The 14,189-nt window shown below is 46.3% G+C and carries 15 protein-coding genes; 10 read left to right on the top strand and 5 right to left on the bottom strand.

Translation table 11 applies throughout. From position 1 onward, the window contains the following. Positions 1–13 precede the first annotated feature (13 nt). Positions 14–1,123, top strand: a complete 1,110-nt coding sequence (locus tag KNP94_RS04840) for an NAD(P)/FAD-dependent oxidoreductase (RefSeq protein WP_215115366.1) — start codon at positions 14–16, stop codon at positions 1,121–1,123. Positions 1,124–1,148: 25 nt separating this feature from the next. Beyond that, a complete protein-coding gene (locus tag KNP94_RS04845) occupies positions 1,149–1,487 on the top strand; it encodes a hypothetical protein (RefSeq protein ID WP_215115367.1) in 339 nt (112 codons plus the stop codon). Positions 1,488–1,669: 182 nt separating this feature from the next. Here the strand turns inward: KNP94_RS04845 and egtD are convergent, their stop codons facing one another. The 4 genes from egtD to KNP94_RS04865 all read right to left on the bottom strand — a co-directional run bounded on the left by egtD (position 1,670) and on the right by KNP94_RS04865 (position 6,359). Next, positions 1,670–2,632, bottom strand: coding sequence for an L-histidine N(alpha)-methyltransferase (gene egtD, locus KNP94_RS04850; RefSeq protein WP_215115368.1), 963 nt, complete (start codon positions 2,630–2,632; stop codon positions 1,670–1,672). 1 nt (position 2,633) lies between these two features. Further along, positions 2,634–3,902, bottom strand: a complete 1,269-nt coding sequence (gene egtB / locus KNP94_RS04855; RefSeq protein ID WP_215115369.1) for an ergothioneine biosynthesis protein EgtB — start codon at positions 3,900–3,902, stop codon at positions 2,634–2,636. 132 nt (positions 3,903–4,034) lie between these two features. Beyond that, positions 4,035–5,018, bottom strand: a complete 984-nt coding sequence (gene guaC, locus KNP94_RS04860) for a GMP reductase (RefSeq protein ID WP_214891894.1) — start codon at positions 5,016–5,018, stop codon at positions 4,035–4,037. Between the two features lie 801 nt (positions 5,019–5,819). Beyond that, the gene (locus tag KNP94_RS04865) at positions 5,820–6,359 is read right to left on the bottom strand and encodes a GNAT family N-acetyltransferase (RefSeq protein ID WP_215115370.1); all 540 of its coding nucleotides are present in this window, start codon (positions 6,357–6,359) and stop codon (positions 5,820–5,822) included. A 156-nt stretch (positions 6,360–6,515) separates the two neighbouring features. Between KNP94_RS04865 and KNP94_RS04870 the strand changes: the two genes are divergently transcribed. From KNP94_RS04870 to KNP94_RS04905, 8 genes are all read left to right on the top strand, one after another. Next, the gene (locus KNP94_RS04870) at positions 6,516–6,770 is read left to right on the top strand and encodes an RNA polymerase sigma factor (protein WP_214891898.1); all 255 of its coding nucleotides are present in this window, start codon (positions 6,516–6,518) and stop codon (positions 6,768–6,770) included. Between the two features lie 261 nt (positions 6,771–7,031). Next, positions 7,032–7,232, top strand: coding sequence for a cold-shock protein (locus KNP94_RS04875; protein ID WP_029330387.1), 201 nt, complete (start codon positions 7,032–7,034; stop codon positions 7,230–7,232). 200 nt (positions 7,233–7,432) lie between these two features. Beyond that, positions 7,433–7,633: a cold-shock protein gene (locus tag KNP94_RS04880; protein ID WP_029330387.1), complete on the top strand. Its 201-nt coding sequence runs from the start codon at positions 7,433–7,435 to the stop codon at positions 7,631–7,633. A gap of 200 nt (positions 7,634–7,833) precedes the next feature. Beyond that, positions 7,834–8,034: a cold-shock protein gene (locus KNP94_RS04885; protein ID WP_012370557.1), complete on the top strand. Its 201-nt coding sequence runs from the start codon at positions 7,834–7,836 to the stop codon at positions 8,032–8,034. A gap of 88 nt (positions 8,035–8,122) precedes the next feature. Beyond that, the gene (locus KNP94_RS04890) at positions 8,123–8,506 is read left to right on the top strand and encodes a nuclear transport factor 2 family protein (RefSeq protein ID WP_088837232.1); all 384 of its coding nucleotides are present in this window, start codon (positions 8,123–8,125) and stop codon (positions 8,504–8,506) included. 356 nt (positions 8,507–8,862) lie between these two features. Then, complete coding sequence (gene serC / locus KNP94_RS04895; RefSeq protein ID WP_215115371.1) at positions 8,863–9,927, top strand: 3-phosphoserine/phosphohydroxythreonine transaminase; 1,065 nt, start codon at positions 8,863–8,865, stop codon at positions 9,925–9,927. Further along, a complete protein-coding gene (locus KNP94_RS04900; protein ID WP_088837234.1) occupies positions 9,928–11,085 on the top strand; it encodes a phosphoglycerate dehydrogenase in 1,158 nt (385 codons plus the stop codon). 12 nt (positions 11,086–11,097) lie between these two features. After that, complete coding sequence (locus tag KNP94_RS04905; RefSeq protein ID WP_159172460.1) at positions 11,098–12,306, top strand: DUF1015 domain-containing protein; 1,209 nt, start codon at positions 11,098–11,100, stop codon at positions 12,304–12,306. A gap of 43 nt (positions 12,307–12,349) precedes the next feature. Here the strand turns inward: KNP94_RS04905 and KNP94_RS04910 are convergent, their stop codons facing one another. Further along, entirely contained in the window at positions 12,350–14,101 is a 1,752-nt protein-coding gene (locus tag KNP94_RS04910) for a glycoside hydrolase family 13 protein (protein ID WP_251132569.1), read from the bottom strand. Between the last annotated feature and the right edge of the window lie 88 nt (positions 14,102–14,189).

The raw sequence follows: 14,189 nt of genomic DNA on the forward strand, positions 1-14,189 counted from the left end.
GAGTTGAATTGACATGTACACACACATCATCGTCGGCGCCGGTATTCTCGGTGCATCGACAGCCTATCACCTATCAAAACAAGGGGCGACCGTGCTTTTGATTGACCGAAAAGAAAGCGGACGCGCAACCGATGCAGCAGCCGGCATCATCTGCCCCTGGATGACACAACGTCGCAACAAAGCCTGGTACCGCTTAGCAAATAATGGCGCTCACTATTACGATACGTTAATCGAAGAACTGGAAGCGCTTGGCGAAACCGCGACCGGGTACCGAAAAGTGGGCACGATCGCGCTACATGAATCATCAAAAATCGAGAAGATGAATACGATTGCTGAAAATCGATTCCCGGAAGCCCCAGGCATCGGACGCATCGAACGACTCGACGCTTCTCAGGTCAAATCTCTATTTCCATTGATCGATACTGTCGAAGACGCGTTGTTCGTCTCCGGCGGGGCTCGCGTCGATGGTCGTGCCTTGCGTGGTGCACTCGAGCGGGCGGCAATCCATTACGGGGCGACCGTTATTGATGCGGATGCTGAATTACTCATCGAAACAGGACAAGTGAAAGGTATTTCAATCGATGGACAACCGCATTACGCGAAGCACGTGATTTTGACAGCTGGGGTCTGGATTAATGAATTGTTACGTCCGCTCAAGCTCGAACTCGATATCCGGACGGAAAAAGGACAAATCCTTCATCTTGATTTAGAGGAAATGAAAACGAAACATTGGCCCGTCATCATGGGGCAACGTGGACTCTATCTCGTGTCGACGGAAGATGGTCGCCTTGCTTTAGGTTCGACCCATGAAAAACAACTTGATTACAACTTACAACCGACCGTCAAAGGGATGCATGCGCTCTTAACGCGTGCCCTCCCTGTCGCACCACGACTCGAAGAAACGAACATCCATGAAATGCGGGTTGGTCTACGTCCCTACACGAGTAATTCGTTACCGGTCATCGCCTCACTCGATGCTCACCCGAACGTTTTCATCGCGAACGGCCTCGGTGCATCCGGATTGACGATCGGCCCTTATCTCGGACGCGAGCTCGCAGAACTGGCGTTAAATCAACCGTTCGAGATTCCGTTAAGTGATTACGTTCCGACTTATCACAACTAATTTGTTTGACGATAGGAGATGACCCATGGATCCGATTAAACCATTTGTACCCGTCGAAACCTTTACCGCGTTAGATATCCGTGTCGGGACGATTCGTTCTCTCATCCGTGACGAGAATGAAACACACCTTCTCAACGTGACGATCGACTTCGATGGACACGATCACTCTTTTTTACTCGACTGGGTCGAAACCCGGTTCGACTATGAAGAAATTTTAGGGAAACAAGCCATCGCGATCCTGAACGTCGAGGGCGTACGTGCCGGTTTCACAGGTCGTATCCTTGAACTCGGTCCGCTCGATCAACTGATGCCCGTCCTCGTATGTCCGGAACATCCAATTCCGGACGGAAGTCGCGTCAGCTGAGATTTCGCCTGATAGTTCTGCATGCCGCGTCTTTTCGGTTAAACAGTTTCAAGCGGAAAATCCAATGCAACTTTATCTACACGCAAATAGAAGGGATTGCCCATCAACTTTAAGATGGTAATCCCTTCTATTTTGTCATCAGTTAGCGGTGTGTCAGCCCTTCTTCCATCGTCATGATCGCGTTAGCCGTTCGTCTTCTCAAGGTAATGGACGCTGAAGTGATGATTGGCGTCCGTCCAGTAAGTGACGGCCCGAAAGCCACTTTTACCTGCCAACTGCTGAAATTCTTCGATGCTATATTTGTACGAATTTTCTGTATGAATCGTTTCACCTTCCTGGAACGTAAACGGCTGACCGTTGATTTGTACGATCTGGTCAATCCGACTGCGGATGTGCATCTCGATTCGACCTTGCGCCTCATTATAAAATGCTACATGCTCAAACCTTGTTTGATCAAATGTTCCATCTAATACACGATTGATGTGGGTCAGGATGTTTAAGTTGAACGCTTCCGTGACGCCGGCCATGTCGTTATACGCCCGATGAAGAATGTCCGGATTTTTTTTCGTATCGACACCGATTAAAAAGCCGTCTCCCACTTCGAGTAAATGAGATGAATGGCGCAAGAACTCCATCGCCTCCGCCGGATCAAAGTTACCAATCGTCGATCCCGGGAAGAAGATAACTTTTTTCAGTGCGCGGTCAATCGGTAGTGTGATCGGTGTCGAATAGTCGCCACAAACTGCTTTAATCGAGAGATTCGGATAATCTTTTGACAACTCCGCCGCCGACTGTAGTAAATAGTCCTTCGAGATATCGATTGGGACATATTCTTCCAACCCGTGCAGCGAACTGAGCAGACTTTTGATTTTCCGACTACTGCCACTCCCATACTCAATCAATGTATGGACAGGACCAATTTTATCTGCAATCGTCGTTTGGTGCGTCGTCAAAATCTCGAGTTCAGTGCGCGTCGGATAATATTCCGGTTGTTGCGTAATCTGCTCGAACAGTTCCGACCCCGTTTGATCGTAAAAATACTTGGCGTGAAGTGTTTTAGCCGGTTTCGATAAACCAGCTATGACTTCTTCTAACATATTTTGCTGCGTCGTATATAAATCAAAGCTTTTTACCTGCTGACTCATCTTACAGGTCACCTGCCAAACGGAACCCACTGAATTGCCACCGTTTATCCGGCGGGAAGAAATTACGGTACGTCTCACGGATGTGATCGTCCGGCGTCACACACGCGCCCCCCCGTAACACCATCTGGTTAGACATGAACTTTGCATTGTATTCACCTAGTGCTCCTTCAAGCGGTCGACTGCCCGGATATGATGAATAGGCACTGGCCGTCCATTCCCAAACGTCACCAAACATTCCTGTCAATTCGTGCTCGGCCCGTACAACCGATGCCGGATGATACGTTCCGCGTCCCATCATGTTCCCTTGTCTTGCGACCATTTTTGCCGCATGCTCCCACTCCGCTTCCGTCGGGAGACGTTTTCCTTTCCAGCGACTATAAGCATCCGCCTCATAAAAGCTGACGTGACAAACCGGTTCTTCGAGTGCGAGTGGTTCGACACCATTTAATGTGAAGACAGACCAGTCCCCGGACTCATTCTTCATCCAGTAGAGCGGTGCTTTCCAGCCGAGTTGCTTGATGACTTGGTACCCGTCAGAAAGCCAATATTCAGACGTCTCATAACCTCCAGCTTCGATGAAAGCTAAGTATTCCCCGTTCGTCACGGGCGCAGTTGCCAGTTCAAATGGATTCAACCATACTTTATGGACAGGACTTTCGTTGTCAAACGCAAAGCCGGTCCCATCATGACCGATTTCAATCAATCCTCCATCGAATGTTTTGTAAGTAGGACTGACATTGGTTTCAGCAGTCGGCACGACCGCTTTATTTTGATAGGCCGGTAACAAGGGATTGACGAACAAGTTAAATTTCATATCCATCAAAATAAGTTCCTGATGTTGCTGTTCATGTTGTAATCCCATCTCAATCAAACCTTCAATTTTATCTTGACTCGCCGCGTCGCGATCTTGTCTCAAGAACGTATCGATTGCCGCATCGACGTACGAGCGGTAGGCGATGATTTCACTTACAGTCGGCCGCGACAAGACACCTCGTTGATGGCGCGGTTGATACGGACCGATTGAGTTGTAATACGAATTGAACAGATAATTGAACTGTGGATTAAACACTTGATACGCTGCATCGTATTCCTGTAAAATCATCCGTTCGAAAAACCATGTCGTATGCGCGATATGCCATTTAGCCGGACTTACATCAGCACTTGCTTGGATTACGAAATCTTCCGGTTCAAGTGGATCAATCAATTCAATTGTCTTATCACGGACTCGCGTAAACTTTTCGATTAAGTACGTTGTCGTTTCTGTGTTCATATGCTATGACACCCCTTTTGATGGAATTTTCTGAAAAAATAACCATTTAACTATTACCCTAGTTTTATAGGAAGTATGCAAAAAAAAAGCAGACGTCGTCGAGACCGTCTGCTTTTTCTACTTTTAATTGCCTTAAAATACTTTATCCCCATTAAAGATTGAGTTCTTGACGACGACATAGTCGACCGTCCGAATCGCTTGCAGTTTATTTCCTCCGGCGTACGAGATCGACGATTGCAAATCTTGCTCCATCTCCGTCAATGTATCGGCTAAGCTCCCTTTATGCTCAACAAACATCTTTTTCCCTTCGACGTTCTTTTTTTCACCTTTTTGGAACTCTGATGCCGAACCAAAGTATTCTTTGACGCGGACACCATCGACTTCATGCGTCTCACCAGGCGATTCTTCGTGCCCGGCAAACAATGAACCGATCATGACCATCGTCGCACCAAAACGGACGGATTTCGCAATATCACCGTGTGTCCGAATTCCTCCATCCGCGATGATCGGCTTGCTCGCAGCTTTAGCGCACCAGCGAAGTGCTGCCAGTTGCCAACCGCCTGTGCCGAATCCTGTTTTAATCTTCGTGATGCAGACTTTCCCGGGTCCGATTCCGACTTTCGTCGCATCCGCACCTGCATTCTCAAGTTCACGGACAGCTTCCGGCGTTCCGACATTTCCAGCGATGACGAAACTGTTCGGTAAAAATCGTTTAATGTGCTGAATCATTTGAATGACTGCGTCTGAATGACCATGCGCGATGTCAATCGTAATATACTCCGGTACGAGCCCTGCCTGTGCGAGTTCTTCGATGAACGCGTACTCTTCGATCTTGACGCCGACACTAATCGACGCGATTAAGTTTTTCGCTTGCATCGTCTCAACGAACATCCGTCGTTTTTCTGGTTCAAAGCGATGCATAATATAGAAGTAACCATTTTCGGCTAAGTACGTCGCAATCGATTCATCGATGATGGTTTGCATGTTCGCCGGGACGACCGGTAGTTTGAATCGTCTTCCACCAAACTCGACCGTCGTATCACACTCAGATCGACTGCCAACGATTGACTTTGCGGGAATCAATTGAATATCTTCATAATCAAATACTACATCCATTTCCAACACTCCAAATAACGAATATTTTTTAAACTATTGTTTATAATCGTTCGTACTTGAACACTATATCGAATGCAGAATGTCATGTCAAAGGATTTAGAGTAATTTATCATCTAAAAACAAATATTTTTATCTTAAAAATGATTTATCGTTCGTTTTTTCACTCATTTTTATGCTTCAATTGCTCTAATCAGTTTTTTCAACAGTCAAAATATCTTAATTTTGACTTTCGGATGAAAATCGATGTTAGATCATGCAGTGCGAATGAGCGTGTAGACAAACTCTTATGAAGCGTGAACAGGCTATAACGAGAGGCAATCCGTTCGCGCTTCCCTGTCTCGCCTCGTCTTCAAAGCTTCAACCGATTGCTTTTCGCGGTCTAAAGCGATTCGAGACGGATTGCGCTCTAAACTGTCTGCATGACTGGATTTCTGTCACGGTATTACCTGAAAAGCGTCATGTTTCGTTGACTCCTACGGGGCAAAGTGCGTTTTTAACGCACGTTCAGAGGCAGGCAAGACCCTGCTCGTTGTCCACAGTCTGGCGAATGATAGTCGTTCTTCAAGATGAAAGTACGTCCATTCAAGCGATTCACCATTAAAACAGCCAATCAGGCGTGTTAGTCGAATGAATAATCCAGTTTCTTCATATAATGTGCAAATGACTGCATACACAGAAGGTTCACCTTATTCGATTGTACCCGCGGATGATCGCGACGACAAAAGACTAAAAAGTAATGGCGTTTTAGTTTTTTGCACCATGCACTATAATACGTCGACATCGACAACAATCATTTTCTCCTCACTCTAAAAATTCTTCTTTTAATAGTGCGAACATCGTGAAGTCTTCCCAGTTTCCATTTATATATAGACTTTTCCTAGCAAGTCCCTCTCTTCGAAAGCCTACTTTTTCGAGAACACGGATCGATCCAATGTTCTCAGGCATCACTTCCGCTCGTAACCGATGAAATGCATACTTGTCAAAGAGCAGTGCAACTGCTTGACTGACCGCTTCAGCCATCAATCCTTGACCATTGTAATTTCGATCAAGTTGATAGCCGATCATACATGTTTCAGCCGGAAACCGTTCAATGAAAGAAGCAGATACTTCGCCGATTAATGTATTGTTCTCCTTCAGGAAAACACCAAACGCATAGTAACGATCATCTTGCATCTTTTGTAATGTTTGACGAATCCGTTCTTGGTGGGCTCCAAGTGAATATTGATCTTCTTTCGGCTTAAGTGGCATCCAAAATTCAAAGTGCCCCCGGTTTCGTACGTTCAGTTCCAGCAATTCTAATGCATCTTCTTCTATATAAGGTCTAATAAAAACACGACTCATCCTTAAACAGCTCCTTTTTAAGTAACACGCCCTATAAATATCTTGAAATTAAACAGTTTAAACGTTTGATTATTATGTCTTGGGGAAAACAACCTAAGCAGAACAGATGACAATTCAATGACAATCATTTAACTACATGACATTAAGGAGGAGAGCATGAAGACAGACCAAGAACTATTCGAACAAATCGAATTAAGAAATAGTCATGCCCTCGAGTTACTTTACGATCGGTATGAAACTTCTCTTTACCTTCTACTTAGACGCGTGACAACGGATGAAACACGGATTCAACGGACGTTGACACATATTTTTAAAGCCGTTTGGACGGAGCCACGCCGGCATGCTTCCATTCACGGTTATGTCATGGCAGCAATTAAGCACGTCCGACACCCTCATCAGCCTGTCCATTGACTACAAACAGACCTTGCCACTTTTATTCGTTAGGTCGACGCCGAACCCTTTAAAATTTAAGTACATCTGAAGTCATTTCAAGTTTTTTAACAAAAGTTAATGATATTTCTGTTTATTCCTTCCTTTTTTTTCGAAGGCATGCTATATTATTAAGTAATTATTGTTGTTCGGTGGAGATACAAAGTTTACGCTTTAACTCGATGAAATTGATCACGGTAGTAATAAACAGTGTGACTCAGTCGCACGCAGGAGGCAACACACATGGAACAAGGTACAGTAAAATGGTTTAACGCAGAAAAAGGTTTTGGCTTCATCGAACGTGAAAGCGGCGACGACGTTTTCGTTCACTTCTCAGCTATCCAAACTGATGGCTTCAAATCACTTGACGAAGGTCAAGAGGTTTCTTTCGAAGTTGAAGAAGGTCAACGCGGACCGCAAGCAACTAACGTTACTAAACTTTAATTTCCTTAGAGGATTTGCTGATGCAAATCCTCTTTTTTTATTTTTTTTGAAATTACCCTTTCTTTCTTCCGATGAGCATGGTATATTATTAAGTAATTATTGTTGTTCGGTGGAGATACAAAGTTTACGCTTTAACTCGATGAAATTGATCACGGTAGTAATAATCAGTGTGACTCAGTCGCACGCAGGAGGCAACACACATGGAACAAGGTACAGTAAAATGGTTTAACGCAGAAAAAGGTTTTGGCTTTATCGAACGTGAAAGCGGCGACGACGTTTTCGTTCACTTCTCAGCTATCCAAACTGATGGCTTCAAATCACTTGACGAAGGTCAAGAGGTTTCTTTCGAAGTTGAAGAAGGCCAACGCGGACCGCAAGCAACTAACGTTACTAAACTTTAATTTCCTTAGAGGATTTGCTGATGCAAATCCTCTTTTTTAATTCTTTTTTATCTCCCCTTTCTTTTTCAATCGATCCATGGTATATTATTAAGTAATTATTGTTGTTCGGTGGAGATAAGAAGGTTACACTTTTAACTCGATGAAATTGATCACGGTAGTAATAATCAGTGTGACTCAGTCACACGCAGGAGGCAACACACATGGAACAAGGTAAAGTAAAATGGTTTAACGCAGAAAAAGGTTTTGGCTTCATCGAACGTGAAAGCGGCGACGACGTTTTCGTTCACTTCTCAGCTATCCAAACTGATGGCTTCAAATCACTTGACGAAGGTCAAGAGGTTTCTTTCGAAGTTGAAGAAGGCCAACGCGGACCACAAGCAACTAACGTTACTAAACTTTAATTTTTTTAAGACCTTGCTGATGCAAGGTCTTTTTTTTAATTTCATTCATGATAAACTTCATACGTATAGAAAGGAAAGGAGAACTTCCATGCAACTCTCAACACAAGAACAACTGCAACATGTCTTACAAGCAAGACACGACCATTTGATGGCTGGAAACCGAGAAGCGATGAACGAACTTTTAACTCCTAGTTTCTCGTTCATCGATGGACTTGGACGACAATTCGACGCAGAAACTTATTTAGACCACTATGTTGACGTTGATTTGATAAAATGGGTTTCTTCTATAGATGAATCGATGACTGTCGAGCTTTTTGAGACGACTGCCTTGGTACAAACATTGACAGAAGACCAGTTTCAATACGGGACGACGTCTTATGTAGGACGTTTTCGTATCGTCTCCCTTTATCAACTGACGGACACAGGCTGGAAGTGGCATTTTTCGCAAGCGACGTCGCTTGATCAAAATTAAATGACATGGATTCACTCCTCTCATTTACTGCGATGACGATCAACGGCCTTAACAAGGAATGGCTCTCTCACTTTTCTCGGGTGAGACAAAAGCCCGTTTCCCTGCTCACTATGGACAGGGAAACGGGCCTATTTGTATCTGACGGTGCGAGCTCTTCCGTTTTATTCTGTATAGCCGTGTGAAACCGGAACCGTCCGTCACTACAATTGGTTTTGGAGCGACTTTTGAGTCAGCGTCTTTGTTTATTCGAATTCGGTACTTGAAATCTATCTGAAAGCAATTTGAAAATCCGTTTTCATTCCGTTACACTGAAGTTGCATGTATTTTCTGAAAATTAACGAGAAAGAAGGAATTGGATGACTGTTTTTAACTTTTCCGCAGGTCCAGCCGTTTTACCTGAACCTGTCTTACGTAAAGCACAATCGGAATTATTGAATTATCGAGGGTCCCATCAGTCTGTCCTCGAGCTCAGTCATCGCTCCGCCCTATTCGAAGCAATCTTAGACGATGCAACGTCGCTCGTCCGCGAACTGCTTGAAGTGCCGTCAGACTATGATGTCTTGTTCTTACAGGGTGGCGCAACGCTCCAATTCTCTATGTTGCCACTGAACCTTGCGACGACTCATCGTGTCGACTTCATCGATACGGGCGGCTGGTCGCAAAAGGCGATTGCCGATGCTGCTCCTTATGCATCGACACGCATCATCGCCTCTTCCCGAGACGATCACTATCGGTCGATTCCGGCCGGTCCTTTTACTTCGGATGCCGATTATCTACACGTGACATGGAACAACACGCTTGAAGGGACGACTTTTCAGGAAGCTCCACGTGTCAACGTCCCGCTCGTCGCTGATTTTTCTTCATCAATTTTATCAGAACCGATTGATGTCAGCGCGTTCGACGTCATCTATGCAGGCGCCCAAAAAAACCTCGGTGCTGCCGGTATGACACTTGTCATCATCAAAAAAAGTTTAGTCGAGCAGACACCTTCTGCTCTCGGTTCATACTTACGTTATGACGTTCATGCGAAACACCATTCACTCTACAATACACCACCTACGTATAGTATTTATTTAACGAAACTCGTTCTCGAATGGATAAAACAAGAGGGCGGATTACAGACAATCACGGCACGCAACCGTGCTCAAGCCGCCTCGTTTTATGATGCGCTCGACCACTCCAACCTGTTTTCGAATCAAGTCGCTCACGCAGATCGAAGTTTGATGAACATCCCGTTTTCGACAGGACAACAAGCCTTAGACGATGCCTTTATCGCATACGCCGAACGACACGGCTTAGTGAACCTACAAGGACATCGTTCTGTCGGCGGTATGCGGGCTAGCCTTTATAACGCGATGCCGACCACTGGTGTCGAAGCTTTACTATCCGTCTTACGTAAATTTGAACAGGGGGAACGTTAAATGTACCAAATCCAGTTGTGGAATGATTTGTCTGAAAAAGGACTGAGTCGCTTTACGGACGATTACCACGTCCATCGCCAAGTTGAGGCACCAGATGCTTTCCTCGTTCGAAGCAAGGACTTACACGGGATGCAGTTCGCCGACTCCTTGAAGGCGGTCGCCCGTGCTGGCGTCGGTGTCAACACGATCCCGCTCGACCAACTCGCAAATCGTGGGATCCCCGTCTTTTCGACGCCCGGTGCGAATGCGAATGCCGTTAAGGAACTCGTCATCGCCAGTCTTTTTTTAACAGCCCGAAAATTGATACCGAGTATCCTTTGGACGAATAATTTACGCGGACCAGACATCCCGGAACGGATCGAAGCCAACAAGCGGCAATTTGTCGGGACAGAGCTGTTAGGTAAACGAATCGGCATCGTTGGCCTCGGGGCAATCGGGGCAAATCTTGCTAATACGCTGCATGAGTTAGGGATGACCGTTTCCGGTTACGATCCGCATATGTCGATTGAATCCGCATGGCGGGTCTCAAATCAAATTCATCGGGTGACGAATCTTGAAGAACTTCTTGCGACGAGTGACTATGTCACGCTTCACCTTCCACTCGTCGATGCAACACATCACCTGCTCGATGAACGCTTGTTGTCGAAAGTCAAGCAAGGTGCGACGCTACTTAATTTTTCGCGTGGTGAGTTGATTGATGAAGCTGCACTCGCAACCGTCCTGAAATCTGGTCGCCTCGCGAACTACGTGACCGATTTCCCGAATGCCTTCATTTTATCATTACCGCGCGTCATCCCGTTGCCGCATATCGGGGCATCGACGGCTGAAGCGGAGGAAAATTGCGCCATCATGGCCGTCGATCAACTGAAAACGTTTCTTGAGACCGGCAACATCCGTCATTCCGTCAACTTCCCGTCAGTTGAACTCGCCGATTCAGGTAAACGTCGCTTGACGATTGCCCATCAAAATATTCCGAACATGGTCGGTCAGATTGCTTCTGTCCTCGCGACGGAGCGTATTAACATCGCGAACATGATTAACGGTAGCAAAGGGCCGATTGCCTATACGATCATCGACATCGATAACCATCTTGACGAAACGATTTCCTTGACACAGCTCGATGCGATTCCCGGCATCTTAAAAACGCGACTACTTTAAAGGAGTGATCTCATGCCAACATTCGAACCTTTCCAGGCACTACGACCACAAAGCAAATATGCAGAAACGTTCTCTTCGCTACCTTATGATGTCTTCAACCGGGCTGAAGGACGGGTCGAGGTACGCCGTCGCCCTTTATCCTTCCTTCGGATCGACAAAGCTGAAGTGACGCTACCTGATCTAATCGATGAGCACGACATGCGTGTTTATCAACAAGCTGCCCTCCACTTCAAGGATGCACGCGATAGTCAAATCCTAAAGCTTGACGAAGACGAATGCTATTACCTCTATCGTCTCCGTGATGGCGAACATGTCCAAACAGGTTTTGTCGGTTGCGTGTCCGTATCTGATTACGACGACGGCTTCATCCGTAAACACGAATTTACGCGTCCTGATAAGGAGCGAGATCGCGTCCGTCAAATCGATGCGTTAGAGGCACATACCGGTCCCATCCTACTCGCCCATCAACCGGATGATGAACTCAATCGAATCGTTGCAGAACAGAGTACGAATGTCCCGCTCTATCAGTTCACCACCGAGGACGGGATTGAACATACAATCTTTAAAATTACAAATCGCTCTGACATGCTGACGATTGGGAGTCAGTTCGCTCGTCATGACGCACTGTACATCGCGGACGGACATCACCGGGCAGAAGCGGCATCAAAAGTTGCAAAATTACATCCGGACAACGAAGAGGCACAACTGTTCCTTGCTGTCTCCTTCTCAAGTGATCAATTAAAGATCATGGGGTATCATCGCGCTGTCGAAGATCTTTACGGACAATCGGTCGACGAATTACTCGAACGGATCAGTCAACGCTTCACCGTGACGGTTGGTCGTGCTGAGACGACGCAAAAACACCGGTTTGAGATGTATCTTAAGCAACAATGGTATACGCTCGATTACACGGCGCAACAGACGACTGTCAAAGACAATCTTGACGTCTCTATCCTTCAACATGAACTTTTGACACCCTTTTTAGGAATTGAAGATCCTCGGACCGATGCACGGATTCAATTCGTCGGTGGCATCCGTGGGTATGCCGGACTAGAACAACTCGTTGATCACGGGACGATGGCAGTTGCCTTTCACTTACATCCGACCGACTTGACGGATTTGATGCAAGTCGCGGATGCAAATCAAGTCATGCCGCCAAAATCGACGTGGTTCGAACCAAAACTGCGTAGCGGTTTACTGATTCATCGCTTTTTCAGCTGACAATATAAAAGGATTGGCGCAAAAATTGCGCCAATCCTTTTTCTTATCCATTCTTTATTTGTAAGATCGTCCCATGGATTGGCCCTACGTTGATTTCACCAGCCCACTCCGTTCCGTCCAGTAAGTCGACTGCACGTCCTGAAAATTCGAACCGCGCTTCTTTCTCCCCATTGTTGATGAGGATTAGATAGTCCCCATGTGGTGAGGAGCGCCGGATAACGAACTGATTTTTTTCGTCATCGATTTGCTCAAAGACATACGATGCTTCATTCGCGAGCGCCGGATGGGCTTTTCGAATCGCAATCAATTCCGTTACGTAGCTAAGCAGTTCTGTGTCTTGTTTTTCTTGATCCCACTCCATACATTTCCGGTTTGCCGGATCCTGCCCACCGGTCATACCGATCTCATCACCATAATAGATGACAGGACTTCCCGTGAAGGTTAAGAGCGATAATAAAAGCAGTCGCATCCGTTCCTTATCGCCACCCGCTCGTGTCAATGCACGTGGTGTGTCGTGAGAGCCAACTAAGTTAAACATCACCTCGTTGACGTTCATCGCGTTTCCGTTCAAGTTCCGGACGACGGCATAACTAAATTCAGAGGCTGTCGTTTCTCGCGTCGCAAAGAAGGTCAAGAACGCTTCCGTCAGTCCGTAGTTCATGACGGCATCAAATTGATCTCCAAACAACCACTCTTGCGAATCCGTCCAGCATTCTCCAACGATATAGGCTTCCGGATTTGCCGTACGTACTTCTTTTCTGAAGTCACGCCAAAAGGCATGATCGACTTCGCTCGCGACATCGAGCCGCCAGCCGTCAATTCCAAACTCTTCGACCCAGTATCGCCCGACTTTCAACAGATAGGCTTTGACATCTGCATTCGCCGTGTTCAACTTCGGCATGTTGGCTTCAAAAGCAAATACTTCATAGTTCGGCGGGTCCATCTCGATCGGAAACGAATCAATCATGAACCAATCGGCATATTCTGAATCAGCCCCCCGCTTGATGACATCCTGGAACGTCGGGTGGTCGACACTGACATGATTAAAGACGGCGTCGAGTAATACGCGAATCCCGCTCGCATGTAACAATTTGACCATCTCACGAAACTTCTCTTCCGTCCCGAATGCAGGATCGAGTTTCAAATAGTCAAGCGTGTCGTACTTATGATTGGAGGGTGCAGCGAAAACCGGACAGAAATAAATCCCGTTGATCCCCAAGTTTTTCAAATAACCGATGTTGTCAATCACACCTTGAAAATCGCCACCAAAGTGATTCTCGTAAGCCGGTGCTTCCGACGCCCACGGGACCGTTCCTTGTCGGTCGTTCGTAACGTCTCCATTCGCAAACCGATCAGGGAAAATTTGATACCAGACCGTCTCTTTGACCCATGCCGGTGCATCGAATACGTCAACTGCATTGATGTACGGAACGGCAAAATAATAACCGGGGTGGTCAAGCGGAATCTCGTCGTACCATCCCCGTTCCGTGTAGATTGCCGTTTCCTCAGCAGTCGACAACTCGAATCCATAACGGACGCGTCTTCGACTCGGTTTTATGGCGACGAACCAATAGTCGTGCGTCGCGTCAGCACCTGTCCGAATCATCGGTGTTTGTTGCGTTTTCCAAAACTTTTCTTTATCCGGATCAAAGTTCCAGTCCCGATCCTCTTCTCGTTCTGCATCCCATTCGTATGGATCGCCATGAATCAGACGGATACGGTCGACATCCCCTTTTGCGGTCGTCAACCTGATATGGACTGTTTCTTGATCGTACTTGTAGACATATGGCGACATCGCCCGGTGAAAAACGGCCTGCTTATTAATGATCCGTCACCCCTTCAGAATAGCTGTAGATTTAATTCCTGTTCCCGACTTCGTACCC

The sequence above is a fragment of the Exiguobacterium sp. s80 genome (genome assembly GCF_018618725.1).
In the GTDB taxonomy this organism is placed as follows: domain Bacteria; phylum Bacillota; class Bacilli; order Exiguobacteriales; family Exiguobacteriaceae; genus Exiguobacterium_A; species Exiguobacterium_A oxidotolerans.

Bases quoted from the DNA above. Each gene is read 5' to 3' on its own strand.
- KNP94_RS04910 (WP_251132569.1), bottom strand. From the start codon at position 14,101: ATGTCGCCATATGTCTACAAGTACGATCAAGAAACAGTCCATATCAGG.
- egtD (WP_215115368.1), bottom strand. From the start codon at position 2,632: ATGAGTCAGCAGGTAAAAAGCTTTGATTTATATACGACGCAGCAAAAT.
- serC (WP_215115371.1), top strand. From the start codon at position 8,863: ATGACTGTTTTTAACTTTTCCGCAGGTCCAGCCGTTTTACCTGAACCT.
- KNP94_RS04890 (WP_088837232.1), top strand. From the start codon at position 8,123: ATGCAACTCTCAACACAAGAACAACTGCAACATGTCTTACAAGCAAGA.
- KNP94_RS04885 (WP_012370557.1), top strand. From the start codon at position 7,834: ATGGAACAAGGTAAAGTAAAATGGTTTAACGCAGAAAAAGGTTTTGGC.
- KNP94_RS04870 (WP_214891898.1), top strand. From the start codon at position 6,516: ATGAAGACAGACCAAGAACTATTCGAACAAATCGAATTAAGAAATAGT.
- KNP94_RS04905 (WP_159172460.1), top strand. From the start codon at position 11,098: ATGCCAACATTCGAACCTTTCCAGGCACTACGACCACAAAGCAAATAT.
- KNP94_RS04865 (WP_215115370.1), bottom strand. From the start codon at position 6,359: ATGAGTCGTGTTTTTATTAGACCTTATATAGAAGAAGATGCATTAGAA.
- KNP94_RS04900 (WP_088837234.1), top strand. From the start codon at position 9,928: ATGTACCAAATCCAGTTGTGGAATGATTTGTCTGAAAAAGGACTGAGT.
- egtB (WP_215115369.1), bottom strand. From the start codon at position 3,902: ATGAACACAGAAACGACAACGTACTTAATCGAAAAGTTTACGCGAGTC.
- KNP94_RS04840 (WP_215115366.1), top strand. From the start codon at position 14: ATGTACACACACATCATCGTCGGCGCCGGTATTCTCGGTGCATCGACA.
- KNP94_RS04880 (WP_029330387.1), top strand. From the start codon at position 7,433: ATGGAACAAGGTACAGTAAAATGGTTTAACGCAGAAAAAGGTTTTGGC.
- KNP94_RS04875 (WP_029330387.1), top strand. From the start codon at position 7,032: ATGGAACAAGGTACAGTAAAATGGTTTAACGCAGAAAAAGGTTTTGGC.
- KNP94_RS04845 (WP_215115367.1), top strand. From the start codon at position 1,149: ATGGATCCGATTAAACCATTTGTACCCGTCGAAACCTTTACCGCGTTA.
- guaC (WP_214891894.1), bottom strand. From the start codon at position 5,018: ATGGATGTAGTATTTGATTATGAAGATATTCAATTGATTCCCGCAAAG.